The following is a 24,932-nucleotide window of genomic DNA, read 5'->3' on the forward strand; positions in this document are numbered from 1 at the left end:
ATGAAAGGGGGGCGAATTTTACCTGCGAACGCCCCGTTTGACCAAGACCGCTTTGATCTTCCGTTATAGATTATCGCTTTCGGCGCGGTCGATTGCGGTTGTTTGCCGGCTTTGTTCGGGGCTTGGGAGCGCTAAAAACCTCTTCCGTTCGATACTCGCCAGGCTTTAATGAGTCGAGCTTCCAGCTGCCTATCGCCACCCGGATTAGCCGTAGGGTAGGGAAGCCTACCGCCGCAGTCATCCGCCTTACCTGGCGATTTCGCCCCTCGGAGATAGTCAGCTCCAGCCAGCTGGTTGGGATCGATTTGCGTTCGCGAATTGGCGGCGTGCGGGGCCAGGGCTCCATATCAGGCAGGCGCTTGGCCTTGGCAGGTGCGGTTCGGCCATCCTTCAGGTCGACCCCTTGCCTGAGCATATAAAGGGCATCATCAGTAATTTCACCCTCCACTTGGGCCCAATAGGTTTTGGGCATTTTCCGCTTGGGGTGACTGATTTGATGTTGTAGCGCTCCATCATCAGTCAGTAGTAGTAATCCTTCAGAATCGTAGTCCAGGCGGCCCGCCGCATAGAAACCCTTGTGCTGGATAAAGTTAGCCAGAGTGGCGCGATCCTGATCATCTGTAAATTGGCTTAATACGCCAAAAGGCTTGTTGAGGAGAATAATCTTTGCCATAAGAAAAATTGAGTATTGTAATCCAACTACAAAAATTAGCCGAGGCTGCTATAATCCCGCCGTTTTTCATCCCCGCCCTAAGGTCCCGGGGGAGCGGTGCAAGCAACGCTGGACCTAAAAAGTCATAGAATTTTGGGAGTTTACGCAATATGGGTCATATCCAAGTGCCGGCAGACGGCGAAAAAGTTACAGTCAATTCCGACGGTTCGCTGAATGTTCCGAATCGCCCGGTTATTCCTTTCATCGAGGGTGACGGCATCGGTGTGGATATCACCCCGGTAATGCGCAAGGTGATCGACGCGTCTGTAGAAAAAGCTTTCGGCGGCGAAAAGAAAATCGAGTGGATGGAAATCTACTGCGGTGAGAAAGCGGCAGAGACTTACGCTGGCGACTGGTTCCCGGCTGAAACTCTGGAAGCGATCAAAGACTACGTTGTTAGCATCAAAGGCCCCCTGACCACTCCAGTAGGCGGCGGCTTCCGTTCCCTGAACGTAGCCCTGCGTCAGGAGCTGGATCTGTACGTATGTCAGCGCCCGGTGCGCTGGTTCAGCGGTGTACCTTCTCCGGTTAAAGAGCCGAACAAGGTAGACATGGTTATCTTCCGTGAAAACTCCGAAGATATCTACGCTGGTATCGAGTGGAAAGCTGACACTGACGAAGCTAAGAAAGTTATCAAGTTCCTGCAGGACGAGATGGGTGTTAAGAAGATCCGTTTCCCTGAGAACTGTGGTATCGGTGTTAAGCCGGTTTCTGCAGAAGGTACCAAGCGTCTCGTGCGCAAGGCTATCCAGTACGCTGTGGACCAGGATCGCGATTCTGTAACCCTGGTACACAAAGGCAACATCATGAAGTTCACCGAAGGTGCCTTCGCTGATTGGGGTTACGAGCTGGCTCGCGACGAGTTTGGCGCTCAGCCGCTGGACGGCGGCCCCTGGCACAGCTTCAAGAACCCGAAGACTGGCAAGGAAATCGTTGTTAAGGACGTAATTGCTGACGCTATGCTGCAGCAGATCCTGCTGCGTCCGGCTGAGTACGACGTAATTGCTACCCTGAACCTGAACGGTGACTACCTGTCTGACGCACTGGCTGCACAGGTTGGTGGTATCGGTATCGCTCCGGGCGCAAACCTGTCCGACGACGTTGCCCTGTTCGAAGCAACCCACGGTACTGCGCCTAAGTACGCTGGCCAGGACAAGGTTAACCCGGGCTCCCTGATTCTTTCCGCTGAGATGATGCTGCGTCACCTGGGCTGGAACGAAGCTGCTGACCTGGTAATCAAAGGTATGGAAGGTGCTATCGAAGCCAAAACCGTAACCTACGATTTCGAGCGTCTGATGGACGGTGCTGAGCTGAAGTCCTGTTCTGCGTTTGGTGACGAAGTTATCAAGCACATGGCTTAAGCTACATCCGTGAGGCTGGGCTGGCTTATAAGTTGGCCTGAGTCCCATGAAAAAAGCCCTTCACATTGGTGAAGGGCTTTTTTATTGTCTGTTTGCTGGGCTCGCTTAGCCGACAGCTTCCGCTTCCTTCTCCCTCGACTTTTCTGTGTGTACTGCATCAGATTCGCTTTTGCTCGAAGTGTTGGGTGAAGTGGTTTCGGAGGTCAATGCGGAGATATTTGCAGCGTGGTAGCCCTTGTCTCCTCGAATAATATCGAAGGTGACTTGCTGGCCTGCCTTCAGGGTTCGGTAGCCTTCCATCTGAATTGCGGAATAGTGCGCGAACAGATCCTCCCCTCCCTCATCTGCAAGAATAAACCCATATCCCTTAGCGTTGTTGAACCACTTTACAGTACCGGTAGGCATAACGATTCCCTCTAATTGCCTGAGTGGCCCCTGGCCACCTTACAGAGTTTTTATATTTATTTGACCTGCTGGTTAGTCGGCTGCGATCCTATCTGCGACTAACGTTTGATGTAGCGGTCACTACCTCTTGTAGTCAACAGCTGGGGGATTGTCAAGGTTCCCCGCTGACCGCTGTGTCAAAGGTCAAATAAGGTTACAATGTCACGTCATTGAAGGTTGCATTGGGTGCAATTTTCAGGCTCGATAGAATTCATTGATAATTGTTATGAGTACTTCGCGAATCATTAAACTAAGCTCCAGTGACTCCGATGGAGACAACCCGTACTTCGATGATTTCGATGGTGGGTTGGCCCTTGAGGAGGCGCCGCCGCAGCTGAAGCGGCCGCCGATGTATAAAGTCGTTATGCTCAATGATGACTACACCCCCATGGATTTTGTTGTTGAGACTTTGGAGTTGTTTTTTTCAGTAAACCGGGAGCGCGCCACACAGTTAATGTTGCAGGTTCACACACGGGGAAAAGCAGTGTGTGGTGTCTATACTCGGGATATAGCGGAGACAAAGGCCGCACAGGTCAATCAGTTCGCTCAAGAGAATGAGCATCCCCTGTTATGTGAAATTGAAGCGGACGAAAGCAAAGAGGATTGATTCTGACAAAAACTGCTTTGAACAAAGGGTCCCGTCACCTGAAGGGAATCAGCCAGGATATAAACGCCGGCGAAGGGTGCGCGCCTACCAGCGGAGTCGGCGGGAAATATTGGCGATTAGGGTTTGAGGTTTAGATGCTCAGCAAGGACTTAGAGGTAACGCTTAATCTAGCGTTCAAAGGTGCTCGAGCGAAACGGCATGAATTCATGACCGTTGAGCACCTATTGCTGGCGCTCTTGGATAACGAATCCGCAGCAGATGTTCTACATGCGTGCGGGGCGGATTTAAGTGCATTGCGCCGTGAACTCCTGGAGTTTGTGGACTCCACAACACCGTTGATCCCGGAGGCCGATACAGATCGAGAAACCCAGCCGACATTGGGTTTCCAGAGGGTCCTGCAGAGGGCTGTATTCCATGTCCAGTCATCCGGTAAAAAGGAAGTTACAGGGGCTAATGTCCTGGTCGCCATTTTCTGTGAGCAGGAGAGCCAAGCTGTTTACTACTTGAAACAGCAGAGCGTTGCCCGGATAGACGTAGTTAACTACATCACCCACGGAATTTCCCGCGTTGGCTCCAGTGGTAACAATCACCATCACGGTTCCGATACTGCACCTGAGCAGGTAGATGAGGAAATTAGTGGGGGCGCTGAGCCAGGTGGTTCCGACCCCCTGGAAAGCTACGCCACCAACCTCAACCAAGAGGCAATTCTTGGCCGTATTGATCCGCTTGTGGGGCGTGCACCTGAGGTGGAGCGTGTCACGCAGGTTCTCGCTCGTCGCCGCAAGAACAATCCACTGTTGGTGGGTGAGTCCGGTGTCGGCAAGACGGCAATTGCTGAGGGCTTGGCACGGCGCATTGTCGATGAGGATATCCCCGAACCTTTGAAAGAGAGCACTATTTACTCTCTGGATCTTGGCTCCCTTTTGGCGGGAACCAAGTATCGCGGTGATTTTGAGAAGCGCTTTAAGGCGCTGCTGGCGGAGCTCAAGAAGCGTGAGCACGCCGTACTGTTTATTGATGAGATCCACACTATCATCGGGGCCGGCGCGGCTTCAGGAGGCGTCATGGATGCCTCCAACCTGCTTAAGCCGCTACTTTCTAGCGGTCAATTGCGCTGCATAGGTTCCACTACTTTTACTGAATATCGCGGTATCTTTGAAAAAGATCGCGCGCTGTCGCGCCGTTTTCAAAAGATCGATGTCAGTGAGCCCTCAGTGGAAGAGACCGTGCAAATATTGCAGGGGCTCAGAAGCTGCTTTGAGGATCACCACAAGGTCCGCTTTACCGATGGAGCTTTGGATGCTGCTGCGCAGCTATCCAGTCGTCACATCACCGAGCGATTCCTCCCAGATAAGGCCATTGATGTAATCGATGAGGCGGGAGCCTACCAATCTTTGCTGCCTGAAGAGGACCGCAAAGAGGTTATTGGGGTTTGTGAGATTGAGATGGTTATCGCCAAGATGGCGAGAATACCTGCCAAGAGCGTGTCTGCTTCTGACAAGGAGCAGTTATCACGCCTGGATGACAATCTCAAAATGGTGGTGTTTGGGCAGGACAGCGCGATTGATGCCCTGGGTACGGCGATTAAGCTGAGTCGCGCCGGCCTGGGTTCTGAAGAGAAACCCATCGGCTCCTTCCTGTTTTCGGGCCCCACCGGAGTCGGCAAGACAGAGCTCTGCCGCCAGTTGGCGAAGGTGATGGGTATCGAGCTGATTCGCTTCGATATGTCTGAGTATATGGAGCGCCATACGGTTTCCCGCCTGATCGGCGCGCCCCCTGGGTATGTGGGTTTTGACCAGGGTGGTTTACTGACAGACTCGGTTACCAAGCACCCTCACAGTGTTGTGCTGCTCGATGAAATTGAGAAAGCACACCCCGAAGTATTCAATCTGCTTTTGCAGGTGATGGATCACGGTACTCTAACTGATAACAACGGCCGCAAAGCGGACTTCCGCAATGTCATCCTGATTATGACAACCAATGCGGGCGCTGAGGTGATGAGCCGTCGTTCAATCGGTTTCTCCCATCAAGATCACTCCACCGATGGAATGGAGGAGATCAAGAAGATGTTTACCCCGGAGTTCCGCAATCGCCTCGATAATATTATTCAATTCCGTTCTCTGCCTCTGGATGTCGTGAAGACGGTGGTGGATAAGTTTATCGTTGAGTTGCAGGCCCAGTTGGATGACTCCAAGGTGACACTGGTCGTTGATGATGAGGCTCGAGAGTGGCTGGCGGTGCGGGGTTATGACGAGAAGATGGGTGCGAGGCCTATGTCCCGTCTGATTCGCGACAAGCTGCGCAAGCCTCTGGCAGAAGCCGTGCTCTTTGGTGAGTTGGCGGAAGAGGGTGGGCGTGTTTGCGTCACTATTGAAGATGATGAGCTGGCGATTAAAACGGCGGTGCCCGCCTAAAGTAAATTAGCTTCAGCCAAGCAATAAAAAAGCCACCGAGAGGTGGCTTTTTTATTTCAGGTCAAATTGCCTTGCGGAATTTGGCCTCTGAGCGAATTAGCGCGCGCGGTACGTAATGCGGCCCTTGCTCAGGTCGTATGGAGTCAGCTCCACTTTCACCTTGTCGCCGGTGAGAATGCGAATGTAGTTTTTACGCATCTTTCCAGAGATATGCGCAATTACCACGTGTCCGTTTTCCAGCTTTACGCGGAAAGTGGTGTTCGGCAGGGTGTCGATCACCTCGCCTTCCATTTCAATATAATCGTCTTTTGCCATGCGGCAGCAACCTTACAATAACTTGATCAGACCTTTACCCCGGAGGCTCTTTGGCCTAGCCGCGGCTTGACGGGCGAGCATTTTGCACGAAAAGGCAAGATAGAGCAAAGGGAGAGTGTGTTGAACTAGAGCGATTTAAGGCTCCAGCGGTTTTCTTTTAACATTTCGATGGGGCGAAATTGGCTTTTATAGGCCATTTTGTGGCACTTCTCAATCCAGTACCCCAGGTAGAGATTAGGTAGTCCCAAGCGCCGGGCCCATTCGATCTGGTAGAGGATGCAGTAACTGCCCAGGCTCCGTTTGTCCTCATCGGGATCGAAGAAAGTATAGATGGCCGATAACCCGGCAGTCAGGATATCTGTTACAGCTACTGCCACCAACTTGCCGCGGGCTCTCAGCTCAATATAGCGAGTAGACCCCCAAGCCTGGCTTAGGAAGCTGCGGTATTGTTCCCGGCTGGGAGGGTACATCTCCCCATCGGCGTGGCGCTGCTCGATATAACGGGCGTAGAGTTCGTAGTGCTCATCTGTATCGATGGATTCGATATGGAATATGTCCAGGTCCTTGTTGCGCTTCCAGCAGCGTCTCTGGTTGCGGTCGGGGACAAACAGGCTTACGGGCACACGAGCCGGTATACAGGCGCGACAGGTCGCGCACTGGGGGCGATAGAGGTAGGCACCACTGCGCCGGAATCCCAGCTCTGACAGGCGGTTGTACAGACGCTGATCCACTTCTGTTTGTGGATCGACAAACACCGTTGTTGCCTCCCGATCCGGCAGGTAACCGCAGGGGTGGGGCAGGGTGGCCAGTAGGCGCACTGAATCCAGCTGAGAGTATTTACCCATAAGTCCACGAAAGCTTCCAGGGCTGCGGGAAAGGCGGCTGCTTAACGCCGTCTGCCAGCAGTTGTTCGAAATCCTTACGACACATTTCCACCGCCCCAAGGCTGCTGAGATGAGGATTGCTCACCTGGCAGTCGATCAGTGGGCAGCCCCACAATTCTAATTGCCGAACGAGGTGGACAAAAGCGACTTTTGAAGCGTCTGTCTCCCGGTGAAACATCGACTCCCCAAAGAACACTCGCCCCAGCGCAATACCATAGAGTCCGCCAACGAGTCGACCGTCGCGCCAAACCTCCACAGAGTGGGCAAATCCCTGATGGTGCATGTCGATATAGGCGTCGCACATCTCATCGGTGATCCATGTGCCGGTTTCATCCGCCCGGGGGGCACGGCAGGCCTCAATTACCTCGGGAAAGGCTTGGTCGAAGGTGACCGAAAAGGTTCCTCGGCGCAATACTTTGCGCAAAGTGCGGCCAATACGAAAGTTTTGCGGGATAACCACGCAGCGAGGGGAGGGGCTCCACCACAAGATCGGCTGGTCATCTGAATACCAGGGGAAGACCCCCCTTTGATAGGCTTCAACCAGCCACTCGGGAGTCAGATCTCCTCCGGCTGCCAGCAAGCCATTGGGGTCATCCAGTGCGAATTCAGTTGGGGGAAAGTCTACAACGGTGTGGTCGAGCCACATCAGGCGGCTTTGGGTGTTCCCTGCCACGATCTGACTCCTGTCGGTAGAGGGGGATACCGGGCAGAAAAGCTCTGCCCGGGGATTTGACTTACTTCTCGGCGTCGAGGAAGCGCTCGGCGTCCAGGGCGGCCATACAGCCGGTACCCGCAGAAGTTACCGCCTGGCGGTAAATATGGTCGGATACGTCACCTGCGGCAAATACACCGGGAACAGAAGTCTGGGTGGCATTGCCGTTCAGGCCGCTCTCCACAATGAGGTAACCACCATTCATTTCAAGCTGGCCTTCAAAGATACCGGTATTCGGTTTGTGACCGATAGCAATAAACACACCGGAAACGTCCAGCTCTGTAGTGGTGTCGTCCTGGGTGTTGCGCAGGCGAAGCCCAGTTACACCGTTGTCGTCACCGAGCACTTCGTCCAGGGTATTGTGCCAGCAGACATTGATATTGCCGTTTTCCACTTTATCCATCAGACGGTCCTGAAGGATTTTTTCTGCGCGAAGCTCGTCGCGGCGGTGAATCAGGGTCACTTCACTGGCGATATTGGAGAGGTACAGGGCCTCTTCTACGGCGGTGTTGCCACCACCGACAACAGCAACTTTCTGGTCGCGATAGAAGAATCCGTCACAGGTCGCACAGGCGCTGACACCGCGCCCCTGGAAGGCTTCCTCAGAAGGTAGGCCCAGGTACTGAGCTGAGGCACCAGTGGCGATAATCAGCGAGTCACAGGTGTAAGTTTCGTTACCTTTCAAGGTGAAAGGGCGCTGTTTCAGATCAACAGATTCGATGTGATCGAAGATGATTTCTGTCTCGAAGCGCTCTGCGTGCTGCTGCATTTGCACCATCAGGTCCGGACCTTGAAGCTCCGGAATACCGCCCGGCCAGTTCTCGACTTCAGTGGTGGTGGTCAGCTGCCCACCCTGTTGCATACCAGTGATAACAACCGGGTTCAGGTTTGCTCGTGCAGCGTAGATAGCCGCGGTGTAGCCGGCAGGGCCTGAGCCGAGGATGATCAGTCGATGATGGTTATTGCTCATGAAGTACTCTTTAAAACTCTCAATTTGCGAAGTTTACCCAATGGGCTGGGAGCCCATATGCCCGTCCATTTTTTGATCAGGCGAGACTATTAAATTGGGCGATATAATAGGCGATATTTACCATTCGGCGAAATAGTTTGCCTTAATTTGTTCGATTGATCGTACCTATTCAACTCTCTTTGACCTTGATAGAGGTTTGGCTCAAATCGGAGTTTGCGCCAAAGCTGGCCGTAAGAGCTGGAAAAATGTAAAAAAGTTCCAATCTGAAACAACTGCTGCTGGCTTTGCTAGGGGGAGAATGGGGTGTCACAAATTAGAATTACGGATTGTTAGATGTATTAGGTGTGTGAGCGTCATAGGGGCCAGTGACTTCGAGTAAGTGCCCAAACCCCAGTGGGTTGAGGATCGTTATGCGCTACAAAAGAAAGTTCATACCCTTAAACCTGAAGCGAGAGCAGTTGGGGCATCCTAAAACTTTTCTGACCCTTAGTGAGGAGGCCCAGGCTTTCGTAGCCGAAATTATCGACGATAGTTATTCGTTGCGTTTTTCCATTGATCTGGAGCCCGATGGCGATCACCGGGCGAGCTTACATGGCCCACCCCACCTGCTGGATCTATTTACCGCGCTCAACTTGCAAATACGCTGTGAAATTGTCTCTGATGGATATGGTGATACAGGAGGTGGGGCGGTTACTTGCGCGGGTGAGCCAGAAGAACTCGAGAAGTTTGCTATGGCGCTGGGCCTCAGCAATGGTTGTCGAGTTCTCGACTTGATGTGTGGCAGGGGAGTCCTGAGTAGCTACCTGCTTAAGTTTGCCAAAGCTCATGGGGTTATTATTCAATGTAGCTTGTGCGATTCCCACCCTTCGCAGCTTGAAAACCTTGACCCAAATATTCAATTGCTAGCTGCCGATATCACTATAGGTGATGGAAGAAACTTGCCATATCCCAGTGAATTATTTGATGCTGTGGCAATCAGAATGGGCCTGCACGAAGTGCCTTATAAAGATCAGCCCCTGGTTCTCCAGGAGTGTTATCGGGTTTTGAAGCCGGGAGGTCCGCTGTTGGTTTGGGACTTGATGCCGGCGTCTGCCGGGGTCCAAGATTTACTGTGTGCCCAAAAGCGAAAACTATCAGCGCTGACACACCGTGAATCGTTGCTCTTGGATCGGTTCTTTTTGCGGGAAGACCAGTTGTTACAATTGCTCAGCGATGCAGGCTTTTCGCAAGCAGAGCGGGTATCCAGAACCTATTACCGGGACAGTACTCAAGACAAATTAAAAACAGAGTTGGGCGGGGATCAATACAAATTGGAAATTCTGAATAGTTACCTCCGCGAGAGAGTTACCCAGGCGATTATTGATGAGGTTTGCTGGGAGGATTCAGGGCAGGATATCTCGATGATGATTCCAAATTGCATCTATCGCACGTACAAACCGATAAATTTAGAAGAGAATACTGGCTAGGAATCGCTCCAGGTTTTCCGATACTGCCGCCAAACAACAAAAAACTACTTGGTGTCAGGGATCGTAAGGCGCAATCTGAAAGCGTAGATTGTAAAATAGCCTGATTGATTTGCTTTCTTCTGTAAGCAATACAGAATTTTGTCAGGCGGCATGGGGATTCAGGTCCCAGGTAGACACCGCCAAGTTCATGTGGACATAAAAAGTACAGCATTATTGAGGTAAGCCATTGAAGGCCGAAAGCGCAACTGAAAAAAGCCCCGCAGAGAGCAATGCATTGCCAGACTCATTGATCGCCCGACTCGTTCGCGAGGGGGCCCTGATCAGTTTGCTGGCTGGTGCCCTGTTGCTCGCCATTAGCCTGTTAAGCTTTAGCGCAGAAGATCCGGGCTGGTCGCAAACTGGCAGTACCCAACAAGTGCACAATGCCATTGGGCCAGCCGGTGCTTGGCTGGCAGATGTGTGTTTGTCTTTGCTCGGATGGATGGCTTACCTGTTCCCCTTGCTGATTGGTCTGCGGGCCTATCACATTCTTCGCGATCGCAATGCCCGCTTCCATTTGCCGCTATTTGCTTTGAGAGTATTTGGCTTGCTGCTTGTTCTTGTCAGCGGGGCGGCAATGGCGACTCTTTGTTTTGATCCCGCAGAAAACCCTTTGCCGTTTACCAACGGGGGCATCATCGGCAGCGCGATGGCGTCTGCCCTGGGCTCTAGCCTCGGCTATGTAGGGGCAACTATTTTACTGCTGGCGATATTTGCTATCGGTGTCACTGTTTTTACGGGTTTATCGTGGCTCAAATTGGCAGAGGCAATCGGAAAGAATGTGCTCGGCTTTTTTGCCTTGTTGGGCAGTTTCTATCAACGCTGGCGCCAAAAGCGCAATGAGCGGAGGGTGGCCAGAGAGGCGATCGTCGTGCGCAAGGCGGCTGTGGAGGAAGAGAAGCAGCGAGTTGCCAAACGAATTCCCCCGAAGATTGAGCCCACTGCCCCCAAGCCGAAGCAGAGTCCTCGGGCAGCGAAGGAAAAACAGCGAGAGCTTTTCAAAAGTGGCCCGGTTACTGGAACCCTGCCGCCGCTGGGTCTTCTCGATCCAGCAGATCAAAATAAGAAGGCCGGTTTCTCCCGGGAATCCCTGGAAGCGCTGTCGCGCCTGTTGGAACTTAAGCTGAAAGACTTCGGCGTTGTTGCCGAAGTGGTATCTGTGCTGCCGGGGCCGGTAGTAACCCGCTTTGAAATTCAGCCTGCTCCCGGTGTAAAGGTGAGCAAGATTTCCAATCTGGCAAAAGACCTGGCGCGCTCACTGGCGGTGATCAGTGTGCGTGTGGTCGAGGTAATCCCAGGCAAGTCGGTTGTGGGTATCGAAATCCCTAACGAAAATCGACAGATGGTACGCCTCAGTGAAGTGTTGTCGGCAGATGTCTACGATAATGCCAAATCGCCGCTGACTCTGGCGCTCGGTCACGATATTTCCGGTCAGCCGGTGGTGGCCGATCTGGCCAAAATGCCTCACTTGCTGGTAGCGGGTACCACCGGTTCGGGTAAATCTGTGGGTATCAACGTTATGTTGTTGAGCCTGCTGTACAAATCGACGCCCGATGAGGTCCGCCTGATTCTGGTGGACCCCAAAATGCTGGAGCTCTCGGTGTACGAGGGCATTCCGCATTTGTTGACCCCGGTCATCACCGATATGAACGATGCCGCCAATGGTTTGCGTTGGTGTGTTGGAGAAATGGAGCGCCGCTACAAGTTGATGGCGGCAATGGGGGTGAGAAACCTCGCAGGCTTTAACCGCAAAGTGAAAGAGGCGGAAGAGGCCGGGGAGCCGCTGATCGATCCTATCTGGCAGCCAGATCCCGCCTCCAGCGTGCCGGAAGATGAACAAACCGCACCGGCCCTGAAAGCACTGCCTGCCATTGTTGTCGTGATTGATGAATTTGCCGACATGATGATGATCGTCGGTAAAAAGGTCGAACAGCTGATCGCGCGAATCGCACAAAAAGCCCGTGCAGCTGGGATCCACTTACTGCTTGCAACCCAGCGTCCGTCGGTGGATGTTATTACCGGCTTGATTAAAGCTAACGTACCTACTCGAATCGGTTTCCAGGTTTCATCCAAGGTGGATTCCCGCACAATCCTCGACCAGGGCGGTGCGGAGCAGCTGCTCGGTCATGGTGACATGTTGTACTTACCGCCTGGAAGTGGTGTTCCCGTTCGTGTCCACGGCGCTTTTGTCGACGATCACGAAGTGCATAAAGTTGTCGCGGATTGGGGCCGTCGCGGTGAGCCTGATTATATCGATGGTATTGTCGACGATAGTAATAACAGTATTCCCGTGCCTGGATTACAGTCTGAAGGCGGTGAGGATGAAGACCCTGAAGCCGATGCGCTCTACGACGAAGCCGTAGCTTTCGTCACTAAATCCCGCAAGGCGTCAATTTCCTCTGTGCAGCGTCAGCTGCGGATTGGTTACAATCGTGCGGCTCGAATTATTGACGCCATGGAGGCTGCTGGGGTGATATCTGCGGCGGGCCACAACGGCAATCGAGAGGTGCTTGCACCACCGCCAGCCTGATAGGAGTTTGGCCCTTGGAGCAGTGGCGGGTTAAGCCACTGTTCACTTAGTCGGGGTTAATCTTTAAGGAAATCAATACGTTGGGACTCCACTATGAAAAGAATTCTGCAGGGTCTGCTGCTTTCAATCAGTGTTACCGCCAGCGCGGCCTGGGCTGATGCCACCGATGACCTGAGCGATTTACTCAAGCCGTTGGAGGCGATTTCGGGTAATTTCAAACAGACATTGATCGACGAGCGCGGCGAGGTCACACAAAAGAGCAATGGTAGCTTCTCTGTGCAGCGCCCGGGCAAATTGCGCTGGAAAACCGGTGAGCCTTATCCCCAGTTACTAGTGACAAACAACAAGACGCTCTGGCTGTACGATCCGGATCTGGAGCAGGTGACAGTTCGCCCAGTGGATGCCCGTATTAAGGATACCCCAGCCCTATTGCTGGGGGGCAAAGTAGAGGAAATTCGGGGCTCGTTTAATGTGAGCCAGAAAGAAGGGGTTTATCACCTGACCCCCAAGAACCCCTCGGCCCCTTTTAAAGCGATGGAAATTCGATTTGCCAAAAATGGCTTGCCGTCGGCAATGACCGTGCGCGATGGTATGGGACAAACCACTGAAATTCAGTTCAGTGGTATGGAGGCGAACCCAAAACTATCCGCTTCTATATTTGATTTTAAGCCCCCGGCCGGTACTGACATTATTAAAGATGAGTGATCTGTTCGATACTCCCAAAACCCACCAACCCCTCGCGGCCCGTATGCGGCCGAACTCCCTGGCCCACTATGTGGGCCAGTCGCATTTATTGGGGGAGGGCAAACCTCTACGGGAGGCCGTAGAGCGTGGCCAACTGCACTCTATGATTTTGTGGGGCCCACCCGGTGTGGGTAAAACCACTTTTGCGCGGTTGCTAGCTGAAGAGTGCGATGCTCGATTTGCCACACTGTCTGCGGTACTCGCCGGAGTGAAAGATATTCGTCAGGCGGTGGCCGAAGCTGAACAGCACCGGATACAGTCGGGCCGACACACTATTTTATTTGTCGATGAAGTGCATCGGTTTAATAAAGCTCAGCAGGATGCCTTCCTTCCCTACGTGGAGGAGGGCACTGTGACTTTTGTCGGGGCGACTACGGAGAACCCGGCTTTTGAGTTGAACAATGCGCTTCTATCCCGGTGCCGGGTCTATCTTTTGCGCAGTATTCCCGAAGAGGAGTTGTTGGGGTTGCTGCGCTACGCCCTGCAAACTGACCAGCAGTTGCGCGAGCGGAGCGTCAACATTCCCGAAGAAGTGTTGGGCAAGATTGCCCGGGCTGCCGATGGGGATGCCCGCAGTGCTTTGAACTTGCTGGAAGTGGCATGCGATCTGGCCAAAGAGGAGGCCGGGCGACTGATTGTCGATGAAGACGTGCTCGCCGAGGTGCTCAGTGCCGATGTTCGCCGTTTTGATAAAGGCGGCGATTATTTTTACGATCAGATTTCCGCCATGCATAAATCAGTGCGGGGGTCTGACCCGGATGCGGCGCTCTACTGGTTTGTGCGGATGCTGGATGGAGGCTGCGACCCGCTATATATCGCTCGCCGTGTCGTGCGTATGGCTAGTGAAGATATCGGCAATGCGGACCCGAGGGCTTTGCAGTTGTCGCTGAATGCCTGGGATGTGCAGGAGCGCCTGGGGAGTCCCGAGGGCGAGTTGGCAATTGCCCAAGCCATTACTTACCTGGCGGTTGCGGCAAAAAGCAATGCAGTTTACTCCGCTTACAATCGTGCCGTGGCGGATGTTCGTCGCGAGCCCAGTTATGAAGTGCCAGTGCATTTGCGCAATGCCCCTACCAAACTGGCAAAAAGCTTGTCCCACGGTGCGGAGTATCGCTACGCCCACGACGAACCCGATGCTTTTGCTGCGGGAGAGAATTACTTCCCCGAAGAGATTGCCGAGCGCGAGTACTACCAGCCGGTTCCCCGAGGGCTGGAGTTAAAAATTTCAGAAAAATTGCAGACTCTGCGCCGACTAAATCGCGAGAGTGACAGGCAGCGTTACAGAAACTCTAAATAAATAGATAGAAAGGAAGCAGCTAAATGCAGTGGCTGGCAGTCGCCCTGGGCGGCGCACTTGGGGCAATTCTTCGCCACCTGGTGAGTATTTGGAGCTTTCCGGTATTTGAGGGCCGGTTTCCGCTAGGAACCATCATTGTCAATTTAACAGGCTCTTTTTTGATCGGTATTGTTTATGTACTGATCGCTCACCGCGCCATGTTGGGGGAGGAATGGCGTCTTCTGTTGATGACCGGTATGTTTGGCGCACTGACAACCTTTTCCACTTTCTCCCTCGAAAGCCTGATACTGTGGCACAATGGCCAGCCGCTGGTGGCCCTTGGCTATATTGTCGGCAGCCTTGTTGGTTGTTTGTTGGCCACCGCTGCTGCTGTCGCTTTGGCGACACGGTATTTTTAATTTAACTTCTCTGTTGTAGGAGCCTGATAACAGGCGAACTGGAAACGATGCTCGATCCCAAACTGATTCGCACGGATATGGACCAGGTGGCCGCTGCCCTGAAAAAGCGCGGTGTAGAACTGGATACTGCCAAACTTGAAGCCCTTGAAGAACGCCGCAAAGAATTGCAGGTGCGCACCGAGAGTTTGCAAAACGAGCGCAATAGCAAGTCGAAAAATATCGGCCGTGCCAAGGCGAATGGTGAAGATATTGCTCCGCTTTTGAAAGAAGTGGAGTCCCTCGGTGGTGAGTTGCAAGATGCCAAACATGCACTGACAGAATTGCAGGGAGAGTTGGATGCAATCTTGTCTGCGATTCCCAACTTGCCGGATGCCTCAGTGCCTGAAGGCGAGAGTGAAGACGATAATGTAGAGGTTCGCCGCTGGGGCCAGCCGCGTACTTTTGACTTTGAAGTTAAAGACCACGTAGACCTGGGCACACACCTTGGTGGCCTCGACTTCGAGATGGCAGTGAAGCTGACCGGCTCCCGCTTTGCGGTAATGAGCGGTGATGTTGCGCGTCTGCATCGCGCGTTGGCACAGTTTATGCTGGATACTCACACCGAAGAGCATGGTTACCAGGAAACCAATGTGCCGGTTGTTGTGAATGCTGATTCCCTGTACGGCACTTCCCAGCTGCCTAAATTTGAGGAAGACCTGTTTAAGCTCGAAGATGATCGTGGTTTCTACCTGATCCCGACTGCGGAAGTGCCCCTCACCAATATGTATCGGGATCATATTGTTGAAGACAGTGCTAGCCTGCCGCATAAATTGGTTGCTCACACTACCTGCTTCCGCTCTGAAGCTGGCTCTCACGGCCGCGACACTCGTGGCATGATTCGCCAGCACCAGTTTGAAAAGGTAGAACTGGTTTGGGTGGCGCGCCCGGATCAGTCTGAAGAGGCATTGGAAACCCTGACGCAAAATGCTGAGACCATTTTGCAGAAGCTGAACCTGCCATACCGCACAGTGATTCTCTGCGGTGGCGATATCGGTTTCTCTGCTCGAAAGACATACGATATTGAAGTTTGGATTCCGTCCCAGGATAAGTACCGCGAGATATCCTCTTGCTCCTTGGTAGGTGACTTCCAGGCGCGCCGAATGAAGGCACGCTGGCGCAACCCGGAAACCAATAAGCCCGAATTGGTGCATACACTGAATGGCTCCGGCCTTGCCGTGGGTCGTACCCTCATCGCTGTTCTGGAAAATTACCAGCGCGAGGATGGCAGTATAGAGGTGCCGGAAGTATTGCGGCCCTATATGCGAGGCCAGGAAGTGATCTCAGCTTCCTGAGCGTAGCACTCCAAAAGGGCGAGCGTAGAGTTCGCCCTTTTTTGTTTGTAGTCATGAGTTTCACTTTGCCCGCTATTTGATGGAATAAGAAGTTGCGTTATTTACCCCTCGCATTTGATGTCAAAGATCATCCCTGTTTGATTGTTGGAGGCGGCTCCATTGCCACCCGTAAAGCTCGCTTATTGCACAAAGCGGGTGCACGGATATTGGTGGTATCCCCGGAAATTAGCGATGAGCTTCAGCAAATGGTGACTGATTCTGGTGGGGAATGGTTTCAATCAGTTTATTCGAGCGAGTATTTACAGAAAGCGGGGCTGATCGTTGCTGCATCCGATAGCGAGTCCGTGAATGCACAGGTTTCAGCCGATGCCCAGGCTCAGCGTCTGCCCGTCAATGCGGTGGATGCGCCAGAGTTGTGCACGTTTACTTTCCCGGCCATTGTGGAGCGGGGAGATCTATCGATCGGTATCAGTAGTGGTGGCGCGGCTCCAGTACTGGCACGCAGAATCAGGGCCCAGCTTGAAGCTCTGCTGTCGCCGGGTCTGGGACCGCTGGTAACTTTGGCGGCGCGAATGCGCGATAGGGTTAAGGCAGTGCTGCCAGAGTCTCGGCGCAAGAATTTTTGGGAGTGGGTTTTTGCCGGCCCCGTTGCCAACCGTATGGAGGCGGGGCAACCAGCAGATGCAGAGCAAGCGCTGGTGGATGCGCTACAAGACTGGCAGGGGAGCCCCAATCCGGTGGGTGAGGTTTACCTGGTAGGTGGAGGTCCGGGAGATCCAGACCTGCTGACTTTTCGCGCACTGCGCTTGATGCAGCAGGCAGATGTGGTGCTCTACGATCGGCTGGTTTCACCGGAAGTGATGGAGTTGGTGCGCCGGGATGCAGAGCGGATCTATGTGGGTAAGCGCAAGGCTTTCCACGCGGTGCCACAGGACGATATCAATCAGCTGTTGGTAGATTTGGCCAGCCAAGGTAAAAAAGTTTTGCGACTTAAGGGAGGCGATCCCTTTATTTTTGGTCGAGGCGGTGAGGAAATAGACAAGTTGTCAGAGGCGGGGATTCCCTTTCAGGTAGTGCCGGGAATCACTGCGGCCTCTGGTTGCGCCAGTTACGCCGGTATCCCACTGACTCACCGGGATCACGCTCAATCTGTGCGCTTTATTACCGGGCACCTGAAAGAGGGTGAGTTGGACCTCCCTTGGCAAGAACTTGCGGGCCCAGCACAAACCCTGGTTTTCTATATGGGGCTTACGGGGTTACAAACCATTTGTGCTGAATTGATTAAACACGGGCTCGATGCGAATACGCCGGCGGCCTTGGTTGAAAAGGGCACTACGCGAGACCAGCGAGTAGTTGTCGGTGACTTGAGCAGCTTGCCGGCCCTTGCTGAAAACAGTGAAGTTCGAGCGCCAACACTCACCATCATTGGTGGGGTAGTGAGCTTGCATGAAAAGCTTCAGTGGTATCAGCCAAATCGAGAAGATTAAGGCAGGGACCCAATGACGCCGAGAGTACCTATACTGAAAAGGTACTCTCAGAGTGGTGTTCAATATGCTGCTTGCATTTATTCGCTTTTATTGCACCAATGCTGTGCGCTTTTTTCTCCCACCGGTCCGTGAAATAGCAATTCCTGCACAGCTAGACAGTCACACCCGGCGCTACACCTACCACTACCAGCAAAAGAAGAGTTGGGTGAGAAACCTCTGGATTACATCGGCGGCACTGATGTTGTGCTTTCCAGTGCTGCCTTTCGTTGTGAGTCTTGCCTTCTTCACCACGTTTCTGTCTTTTGCAATTCTCGATGAGACTGCCTGACTTTAGCGTCCCTGCGGTACCTCTAATTTAACGTGAGTCGGTAGCGAGGCTCGCGTTCAATAAATGATGAAGTGTTTCCCTTTACCCAATCCTGATGGCCGTTGCCGAAAAATGGTGAGAGTGGATGAGCACTCTGACCTGTGGCCATATGGAAAATACCGTCTGCATCCCGGCCCGGTGAAACCACTAAGCGCTGGGATGCGCCATGAGTGGGAGACTGGAAGCGGGGCATATGGGTATCTCCAGCGAGAGGCTCCGCAGGCATTGCCAGGAACCAGTTCAGCGGTGGTATTGCTTTGCCCAGTGGATGCTGGATCTTTGCCGTATTTTCAGCACCCCAGGATTGACGCTTAAGGGGTTGATTGCTGCGATTCATTTTTTCCAGTACTTGATCCAGAGCGGCGAGCTTTATCGCGTTCCAGGATTCAAAATCCGGGTTGAGAAGCTGTTTTGGCTCTTGCTGAGCCATTTCCCAAAGTGGGTATTCAAATTGGCGCTTGAGTTGGCCGAAAGAAAACTTGGGCTGATAGCGGCGCATGTAAGTCAAAATGGGCGCTGTCGTAAGCTCCATCAACTTCAGGCGATAGTTGCGAACGATGCGATAGCCTACGGAGTCGATGGCGGCTCGGCCTCCCCAATTTTGAACCTGTATATATACCTCGCGGTAGTCTTGCTGATCTTCAAGTAAGGTGAGGAGGTGTTGCTGCCACCGCTCGAGAAATACTGCCTGATCGTCGAGCTGGATATTTAAAAGGTCCTGCTCATTGAATTTTTCTTGAGCGAAAAGCCGTTCGCGAATTTGTTGCTGACGTGCGCCGAGCGCATAGCCGTGGTTGCCCATGAGTTTGAGATAGTCCCCATCAACGATACGAGCGTTGGCACTCCAGATTCGGCCGGATTCCGGGTTATACAGGCGGGGGTGCTCCTGGGGGCTTAAATAGCCGTCCCAATAGGCACTACCATCTGCCCAGCTGACTGATCGACTGCCATCAAACCCGACTCGCTTGGGAATAGCGCCAGCCACAGTCCAACCAATATTGCCGTCACTATCGCCAACCACTAGGTTCTGGTGGGGGATGCCTATGGTGGGGCCAAGCTCCAGAGCTTCTTCGGCGGTACGAACAACTTCCATATCAATCAAGTTCATATTGCCGCCCAGAGTGTCGTGAGCAACCCAGCGGAATGCGAGAGGAACGCCATCGTGGTTTGTACCGATAACGGGACCCCAGATAGTTGTGCGAACTTCTATTGTTTTTGGGTCGCTGCCTTTGACGGCGATAGATTCTGTTTCATAGGCAAAACTTCTCCAGCCTTCAGGCGTTTTATATTGATTGCCGTCCTCGCTGAGTTCCAGTGGAATCAGGTCACTCCAGTCGCCACCGGTGTTGGTAAATCCCCAGGCAACTAATTCGTTACTTCCGGCAACCATAATTGGGCCGCCCGGAAGTGTGACGCCACGAACAAATCGGTTGGTGCCAGGTATGCTCCAGCCTGCTCGGAACCAGATATTGGGAACACTCAGCCCGAGGTGCATATCGTTGGCAAGAATGGCTCCACCGTGCGCTGTTAAATTACCGCCGACCACCCAGTTATTACTGCCGTAAATTTTGTCATCACTCTCCAGCGCCTGATAAACGATAGTGTCCTGTTCATCTAAAAGCGCAGAAATCGGCGTTTCTGGGAGGCTGACTTTTTCTCGTGCCTCGCCAAAAAGTGGTGCGTCCCATCGCCCTCCCTGGGGAAAATAGAAAGCGTAGAGGTCTGCTGGAAGCAATTCGGCTAGAGCGGTGTCGCGAAGTTCATAACTACCGCGTTCACTTTGTAGCGTCAGGTACATGCTGTAGATAGTTAACAGGCTGTCGGCAGAATTCCAGGGGCGCGGTTCCTGACCCAATAACAAATACTCCCAGGGTTTTGAGGGAAGCTGGTTGAGGCCAAAATTAATACCGTTGATATATTGATCCAGAAGGGCCTTTTGTTCCGCCGGCATCGCAGCAATGTTTCGCTCTGCTCGCTGGCGAAATTGATGTAAACGTACCTTTTGATCGTGTTTTATAGTGGATGCGCCCAGTAATTCTGATAATTCCCCAGCAGAACTTCTCCGCAACAGATCCATTTGGAAAAAACGTTCCTGCGCGTGTAAAAAGCCCAATGCGAAGGCCGAACTGTTTCGGTTTTCAGAATGAATTAATGGCACTCCCTGTGAATCGCGCTCGATAACAACCGGGTCTTTTAATTCACCCGTGGTAATGGTTCCATCGAGAGTAGGCAAGCTCTGTCGGAGCCAGATCCAGGAGCCAATTAAAAATATAATTATCAAACCCAATAGGCTGATAATTAGTGCTGGCATATACCGCTTGAGAAATGGAAATGTTGTCATTGTGGTGGCCGCAAAATCTCTGAGTTAATGTCGGTAGCACTTTTTTGTGCAATTTTAATTTCACTCGCAAAGTTACTAAGCGATACAAAGAGTAACTTTTAGTGACAAAACCCAAGCTTTAAATTATAGGATTTTCCTGTCATTCACTGCTATTTCTCGAAGAACTGACTGGTCACAAGAAAAAAGTCATCGCAGGGTTTTCAATATGAAAACGCAACCGTAAGATGGCGTGCAATAACAAAAACAACAAGAAATCGAAAACATCAGGCTGTATAACAATAAACGCGAGGACGCGATGATGCACGATGTTGGTAGAGATGTAACAAACCGTAGATTCAATCTTTCCATTCTTTCTGGAACCATTGCTTTCCTCACCGCTGTTGGCTCTCACGTTCACGCTGCGGAAATTGAGGAGGTTGTCGTTACTGCGCAGAAGCGAGCGGAAAACCTACAAGACGTACCTATCGCGATTTCCGCCTTCACCGGGGAAAATATAAAAGAAGCCGGTGTCAAAAATTTGACTGACTTGGGGAAATATACGCCGGGCGTGGAAATGCACAATGATACCGCCCTGCAACCAACGTACAGTATTCGCGGAGTGCAAACTAATGACTGGACCATAGGCTCTGATCCAGCAGTGGCGGTCTATGTGGATGGGGTTTATACCGGCCGCAGTGCAGGTGCCGAGATACCGCTGACCGATATTGAGAGGGTTGAAGTCCTCAAAGGGCCGCAGGGTACACTATTCGGTCGCAATGCCACCGGTGGTGCGATCCACATTATTACCACCAAACCGCAGGCGGATGACTCTACGGAATTAAATCTAACTGCCGGTAATTATGGGCGCCAGTCGTCGGATCTTTTGGTTAATCGCCAAATTAGTGACAACCTGTATGGTCGTTTTTCGGCGTCGACAAATCGTCGCGATCCATTTGCCGATAATTTAGCAAATGGATTCTCTGTAGGGGATCAGGATACTCAGACCTACCGCGCCTCTGTGTTGTGGGAGCCGGCGACGGATACCGAGGTGCTGTGGCGCGCCAATTACGGGATTATGGATCAAGGCAGCGCTTTGCGAACAACCATAGTGCCCAGCCTTAAAGATGAAACGGATGTTTTTGGCGACTACGCCCTGGATACCCCGACCATTGAGGATCGTGATTCCTTTGGCACATCACTGACAATAACCAAAGATTTCGATAATTTCACTTTTACTTCGATTACTGCCTACAGCGAATTCGATGCCCACCTGCAGCAGGATGAGGATGGTACCGCCAACCCGGACTATATGTTTGGGTCAGCTAATACTGATGATCAAAGCCAGTTCTCTCAAGAGTTCCGGCTCAATGGTGCTACAGATACTATCAAATGGACTCTGGGAGCTTCTTACTCCGAAGAAGAGGTGGATCACACCACTTATGCCAATTTCACTACCGGATCGGTGGAGTCCTTTGCCGTTTATGAAGGGGTAAAGGCTGCCTATCCAGACCTGACCCAAACCGAGCAAGAGGACTTAGCGGTTATCACCCGTGCACAGCTGCAGCAGGCAGGGTTGGAGGGAATTGCTAGCGCTTCCTTTGTCTATGACCTAATGCTGCAAACAGGCCAAGTGGATGCGTTACTCGCTCAGTTAGGCGCTGCTGGTATAACCGGCGATATGCTCTATGCGGAAGATGTAGTCGGACAGATGATGGCGGGCTTCAATCCCTGGATAGCCTCGGATGCACATTGGGGGGAGAGTGTTCGCAACACAGGTGATTACCGTTCCAGTGCTATTTACGGTGATATGACCTGGAGCCTTACCGATAAGATGGACCTAACTATCGGTGCTCGTTATACCTACGATCAAAAAGATTTCACCATCCAGACGGCTTATGGCAACAGTATTCCCCTGTCACTGTCCGGCGGAGATGTGCGCTTGGTTGACGGAGATGGCAACGTAATCGGCACTGTAACCCTGCCTGAGGTCGATTTGGGGTCCCAGTTGTTTGGCATTGTGTTTTTCAATAATGGCCAGCCGGTTTTGGACTCCAAATTGAGTGATAGCTGGAGCGACCTTTCCGGTCGTATAGTGCTGGATTACCGCTGGAATGACGATGTGATGACCTATGTCTCCCTGGCGGATGGTTTTAAAGCCGGTGGATTCAATAGCCTTAACTTTGGTCCCGGGGTTGAGTCGTCTTTCGATCAGGAAGATGTTGTTAACCTGGAGGTTGGTCTTAAGAGCAGCCTGTTCGACAACCGAGTACGCTTGAATACCTCTATTTACACCTACGAATACAACAATTTGCAGGAGCTGGATCTGGTGGGTACTCCTATTCCCAGTTATAACCTGCGGAATTCGGATGCGGAGGGTACTGGGGCGGAGATCGAAGTACAGTGGGCAGTAACAGAGAGCTTGTTTGTTGCCGGTAATTACTCCTACCTGGATACAGAGTTTACTGACTACCAGATCATCGAAGCCATTGGTGAGACTGAAGAGGACTCGAAAGTAGGTCAGTCTCGGGTATCAACGCCAGAGAATAAATTCAACCTAATGGCTGAATACACAGTGGACCTTGCATCTGGCGGGGAGTTTATTTTCCGTGGCGATTACAACTGGACAGATGAGCGAATTGGTTCGATTACTGATCGGACACGTATCGTGGAAGACTATCAGTTGTTCAACCTGCGGGCAGCCTGGAACAGCCCTTCAGATAGTTATTCTTTAGCGCTCTGGATACAAAATTTGACGGATGAAGAAATCGCTGGCGGCTATGGTGGTACTGGTGCAGCCATTGGTGCTAGCCCCGCTTGGCGGTTTATGCCGAGAATGTACGGTGCGGATTTAACTGTCCGATTTTAATTAACCCATGGGTTAATACGGCACAGGGATGTGCTGTTGTCGACCTTGGGAGGGTATTTAAAGGCCACAGGGGCATTGTGGGATTATTTAGAACTCCTTATTTCGACAGTAGCCTATAAAAAACGTTTAGACTGTGAAAATTGCGTCTAAATTTTGAAAGAAATAGTACATAAAACAATTTTTGCTCTATTTTATTAAGTTATTCCTGTCAGCATGACGAGAGAGTGGGCCGGTTTATCCGGCCCTTTTTTTTATTGACCCTTCAAGAGAAAAATAAACTGGCGCATATCCCCTTCTGTTGAATAGCTAGCCTCTAGGTTTACACCTAAAACTGCGTATGATGATTTCAATAGAGAAGAAATGTGTCGCAGTTGATTACTAATATGGCAATACACGTCGGTGAAGTAACTTTAGAGGAAGTACAACATCAACTTCTCAGTGATTACCAGAAAGTTCGTGCAGAGACAGAGAACCTTGCATTGCCGTTATCCCCGGAGGATATGCAGTTACAGTCTATGCCGGATGCCAGTCCTACCAAATGGCACCTAGCACATACGAGCTGGTTCTTTGAGACCTTTATCCTTGCCAACCGGTTGCGGGGATATCAAACGTTTAACCCACACTTCAACCACCTGTTCAACTCTTACTACAACAGTTTGGGTACCCCCTTTGCACGCCCTAACAGGGGGCTAATTTCGCGTCCGGATAGTGCCCAGGTTTATGAATATCGAAAGTTTATCAATGACTCCATGCACCGGTTGCTCAGTGAGTACCCGATTCCTGAAAATTTGGCCGCGTTGGTCCAGCTGGGGTTGAATCATGAGCAGCAGCACCAGGAATTGATATTGACCGATATCAAGCATGCTCTATCAACTAATCCCATGGCACCAGCTTACCGGGATATGTTTCCTGAAGATGAAGACGGGGCACTGGAACCACTGCGTTGGTTGAGCATACCCAAGGACTTCTATGGGATTGGGAGTAATGGCGATGCTTTCTGCTTTGATAATGAAGGGCCTGAGCATCAGCAGTTTATCGATGACTTTGTTATTGCCTCCCGACTGGTTACTAATGGGGAGTACCTTGAATTTATAGAGGATGGTGGCTATGAACAGCATCGTCTGTGGCTTTCGGATGGTTGGCTGCATTTGCAGAAAAATCAGCAAAAGCACCCATTCTATTGGAGGCTGAATAGTGATGGTTGGTATCAGTACTCCCTCTATGGGTTGCTACCCTTAAATCCAGCTGAGCCTGTCTGTCATCTTTCTTTTTATGAGGCAGATGCTTTCGCAACCTGGGCTGGAAAACGATTGCCTACCGAATTTGAGTGGGAGGCAGCTGCTTGCCATTTACGCCAGCCGAACCAGATGGCATCAGCTAATTTCCTGGAGAAACGTCACTTCAGGCCATTGCAGGCGCAGCGAGGACAAACGCAGTTCTTAGGGGATTTGTGGGAGTGGACTTCCAGCGCTTACTTACCTTATAGGGGCTTCAGAGCCCGGGAGGATGCAGTAGGGGAGTACAACGGAAAGTTTATGTGTAACCAAAAGGTTCTTCGCGGTGGATCTTTTGCAACCCCGGCTGACCATATCCGGATCAGTTACCGCAACTTCTTTTATCCACACCAGTCGTGGCAATTTACCGGTATCCGTTTGGCAGGAGACTAAA

20 protein-coding genes are annotated in these 24,932 nt (G+C 51.9%); 13 read left to right on the top strand and 7 right to left on the bottom strand.

Annotation, left to right across the window (positions count from 1 at the left end):
• Positions 1 to 70: 70 nt before the first annotated feature.
• On the bottom strand, positions 71 to 673 hold the full coding sequence (locus ACJJIR_RS09140; RefSeq protein ID WP_413662227.1) for a pseudouridine synthase: 603 nt from the start codon (positions 671 to 673) through the stop codon (positions 71 to 73).
• Between the two features lie 149 nt (positions 674 to 822).
• On the opposite strand from ACJJIR_RS09140, the gene icd reads away from it, so the two are divergent.
• Positions 823 to 2,073, top strand: a complete 1,251-nt coding sequence (gene icd / locus ACJJIR_RS09145; RefSeq protein ID WP_020415259.1) for an NADP-dependent isocitrate dehydrogenase — start codon at positions 823 to 825, stop codon at positions 2,071 to 2,073.
• 105 nt (positions 2,074 to 2,178) lie between these two features.
• On the opposite strand, the gene cspD is transcribed toward icd, so the two are convergent.
• On the bottom strand, positions 2,179 to 2,478 hold the full coding sequence (cspD, locus tag ACJJIR_RS09150; protein ID WP_413662225.1) for a cold shock domain-containing protein CspD: 300 nt from the start codon (positions 2,476 to 2,478) through the stop codon (positions 2,179 to 2,181).
• 265 nt (positions 2,479 to 2,743) lie between these two features.
• Here cspD and clpS point away from each other — a divergent pair, with 265 nt between their 5' ends.
• Both clpS and clpA read left to right on the top strand, forming a co-directional pair.
• Positions 2,744 to 3,124 carry an ATP-dependent Clp protease adapter ClpS gene (gene clpS, locus ACJJIR_RS09155; RefSeq protein WP_413662224.1) on the top strand — a complete coding sequence of 127 codons (381 nt, stop codon included), beginning with the start codon at positions 2,744 to 2,746 and terminating at the stop codon, positions 3,122 to 3,124.
• Positions 3,125 to 3,258: 134 nt separating this feature from the next.
• Complete coding sequence (clpA, locus tag ACJJIR_RS09160; RefSeq protein WP_413662223.1) at positions 3,259 to 5,538, top strand: ATP-dependent Clp protease ATP-binding subunit ClpA; 2,280 nt, start codon at positions 3,259 to 3,261, stop codon at positions 5,536 to 5,538.
• A 96-nt stretch (positions 5,539 to 5,634) separates the two neighbouring features.
• Here clpA and infA read toward each other — a convergent pair whose 3' ends face one another.
• From infA to trxB, 4 genes are all read right to left on the bottom strand, one after another.
• On the bottom strand, positions 5,635 to 5,853 hold the full coding sequence (infA, locus tag ACJJIR_RS09165; protein WP_010130378.1) for a translation initiation factor IF-1: 219 nt from the start codon (positions 5,851 to 5,853) through the stop codon (positions 5,635 to 5,637).
• Between the two features lie 125 nt (positions 5,854 to 5,978).
• Positions 5,979 to 6,698, bottom strand: coding sequence for an arginyltransferase (locus tag ACJJIR_RS09170; RefSeq protein WP_413662222.1), 720 nt, complete (start codon positions 6,696 to 6,698; stop codon positions 5,979 to 5,981).
• On the bottom strand, positions 6,691 to 7,383 hold the full coding sequence (gene aat / locus ACJJIR_RS09175) for a leucyl/phenylalanyl-tRNA--protein transferase (RefSeq protein ID WP_444908416.1): 693 nt from the start codon (positions 7,381 to 7,383) through the stop codon (positions 6,691 to 6,693). Before aat ends, ACJJIR_RS09170 begins: the two co-directional genes overlap by 8 nt.
• Before the next feature lie 88 nt (positions 7,384 to 7,471).
• Positions 7,472 to 8,419 carry a thioredoxin-disulfide reductase gene (gene trxB, locus ACJJIR_RS09180; protein WP_282933072.1) on the bottom strand — a complete coding sequence of 316 codons (948 nt, stop codon included), beginning with the start codon at positions 8,417 to 8,419 and terminating at the stop codon, positions 7,472 to 7,474.
• Between the two features lie 410 nt (positions 8,420 to 8,829).
• Here trxB and ACJJIR_RS09185 point away from each other — a divergent pair, with 410 nt between their 5' ends.
• The 8 genes from ACJJIR_RS09185 to ACJJIR_RS09220 all read left to right on the top strand — a co-directional run bounded on the left by ACJJIR_RS09185 (position 8,830) and on the right by ACJJIR_RS09220 (position 18,039).
• On the top strand, positions 8,830 to 9,885 hold the full coding sequence (locus tag ACJJIR_RS09185) for a methyltransferase domain-containing protein (RefSeq protein ID WP_282933071.1): 1,056 nt from the start codon (positions 8,830 to 8,832) through the stop codon (positions 9,883 to 9,885).
• A gap of 226 nt (positions 9,886 to 10,111) precedes the next feature.
• On the top strand, positions 10,112 to 12,454 hold the full coding sequence (locus ACJJIR_RS09190; RefSeq protein WP_444897513.1) for a DNA translocase FtsK: 2,343 nt from the start codon (positions 10,112 to 10,114) through the stop codon (positions 12,452 to 12,454).
• A 93-nt stretch (positions 12,455 to 12,547) separates the two neighbouring features.
• The gene (gene lolA, locus ACJJIR_RS09195) at positions 12,548 to 13,159 is read left to right on the top strand and encodes an outer membrane lipoprotein periplasmic chaperone LolA (protein WP_282933069.1); all 612 of its coding nucleotides are present in this window, start codon (positions 12,548 to 12,550) and stop codon (positions 13,157 to 13,159) included.
• On the top strand, positions 13,152 to 14,495 hold the full coding sequence (locus ACJJIR_RS09200; RefSeq protein ID WP_413662219.1) for a replication-associated recombination protein A: 1,344 nt from the start codon (positions 13,152 to 13,154) through the stop codon (positions 14,493 to 14,495). The genes lolA and ACJJIR_RS09200 overlap by 8 nt, the downstream gene beginning before the upstream one ends.
• Before the next feature lie 23 nt (positions 14,496 to 14,518).
• The gene (gene crcB / locus ACJJIR_RS09205) at positions 14,519 to 14,893 is read left to right on the top strand and encodes a fluoride efflux transporter CrcB (protein WP_444908098.1); all 375 of its coding nucleotides are present in this window, start codon (positions 14,519 to 14,521) and stop codon (positions 14,891 to 14,893) included.
• Between the two features lie 47 nt (positions 14,894 to 14,940).
• Complete coding sequence (gene serS, locus ACJJIR_RS09210; RefSeq protein WP_282933066.1) at positions 14,941 to 16,224, top strand: serine--tRNA ligase; 1,284 nt, start codon at positions 14,941 to 14,943, stop codon at positions 16,222 to 16,224.
• Positions 16,225 to 16,316: 92 nt separating this feature from the next.
• A complete protein-coding gene (cysG, locus tag ACJJIR_RS09215; RefSeq protein ID WP_444908099.1) occupies positions 16,317 to 17,711 on the top strand; it encodes a siroheme synthase CysG in 1,395 nt (464 codons plus the stop codon).
• A gap of 64 nt (positions 17,712 to 17,775) precedes the next feature.
• Complete coding sequence (locus ACJJIR_RS09220) at positions 17,776 to 18,039, top strand: hypothetical protein (protein ID WP_444908100.1); 264 nt, start codon at positions 17,776 to 17,778, stop codon at positions 18,037 to 18,039.
• Positions 18,040 to 18,061: 22 nt separating this feature from the next.
• Here the strand turns inward: ACJJIR_RS09220 and ACJJIR_RS09225 are convergent, their stop codons facing one another.
• Complete coding sequence (locus ACJJIR_RS09225; protein ID WP_444908101.1) at positions 18,062 to 20,419, bottom strand: penicillin acylase family protein; 2,358 nt, start codon at positions 20,417 to 20,419, stop codon at positions 18,062 to 18,064.
• Positions 20,420 to 20,714: 295 nt separating this feature from the next.
• Between ACJJIR_RS09225 and ACJJIR_RS09230 the strand changes: the two genes are divergently transcribed.
• Both ACJJIR_RS09230 and egtB read left to right on the top strand, forming a co-directional pair.
• Positions 20,715 to 23,264: a TonB-dependent receptor gene (locus ACJJIR_RS09230; RefSeq protein WP_413662214.1), complete on the top strand. Its 2,550-nt coding sequence runs from the start codon at positions 20,715 to 20,717 to the stop codon at positions 23,262 to 23,264.
• A gap of 362 nt (positions 23,265 to 23,626) precedes the next feature.
• On the top strand, positions 23,627 to 24,931 hold the full coding sequence (gene egtB / locus ACJJIR_RS09235) for an ergothioneine biosynthesis protein EgtB (protein WP_413662213.1): 1,305 nt from the start codon (positions 23,627 to 23,629) through the stop codon (positions 24,929 to 24,931).
• The last annotated feature ends 1 nt before the right edge of the window (position 24,932 follow it).

It is taken from the genome of Microbulbifer maximicatervae (SeqCode), assembly GCF_052467385.1.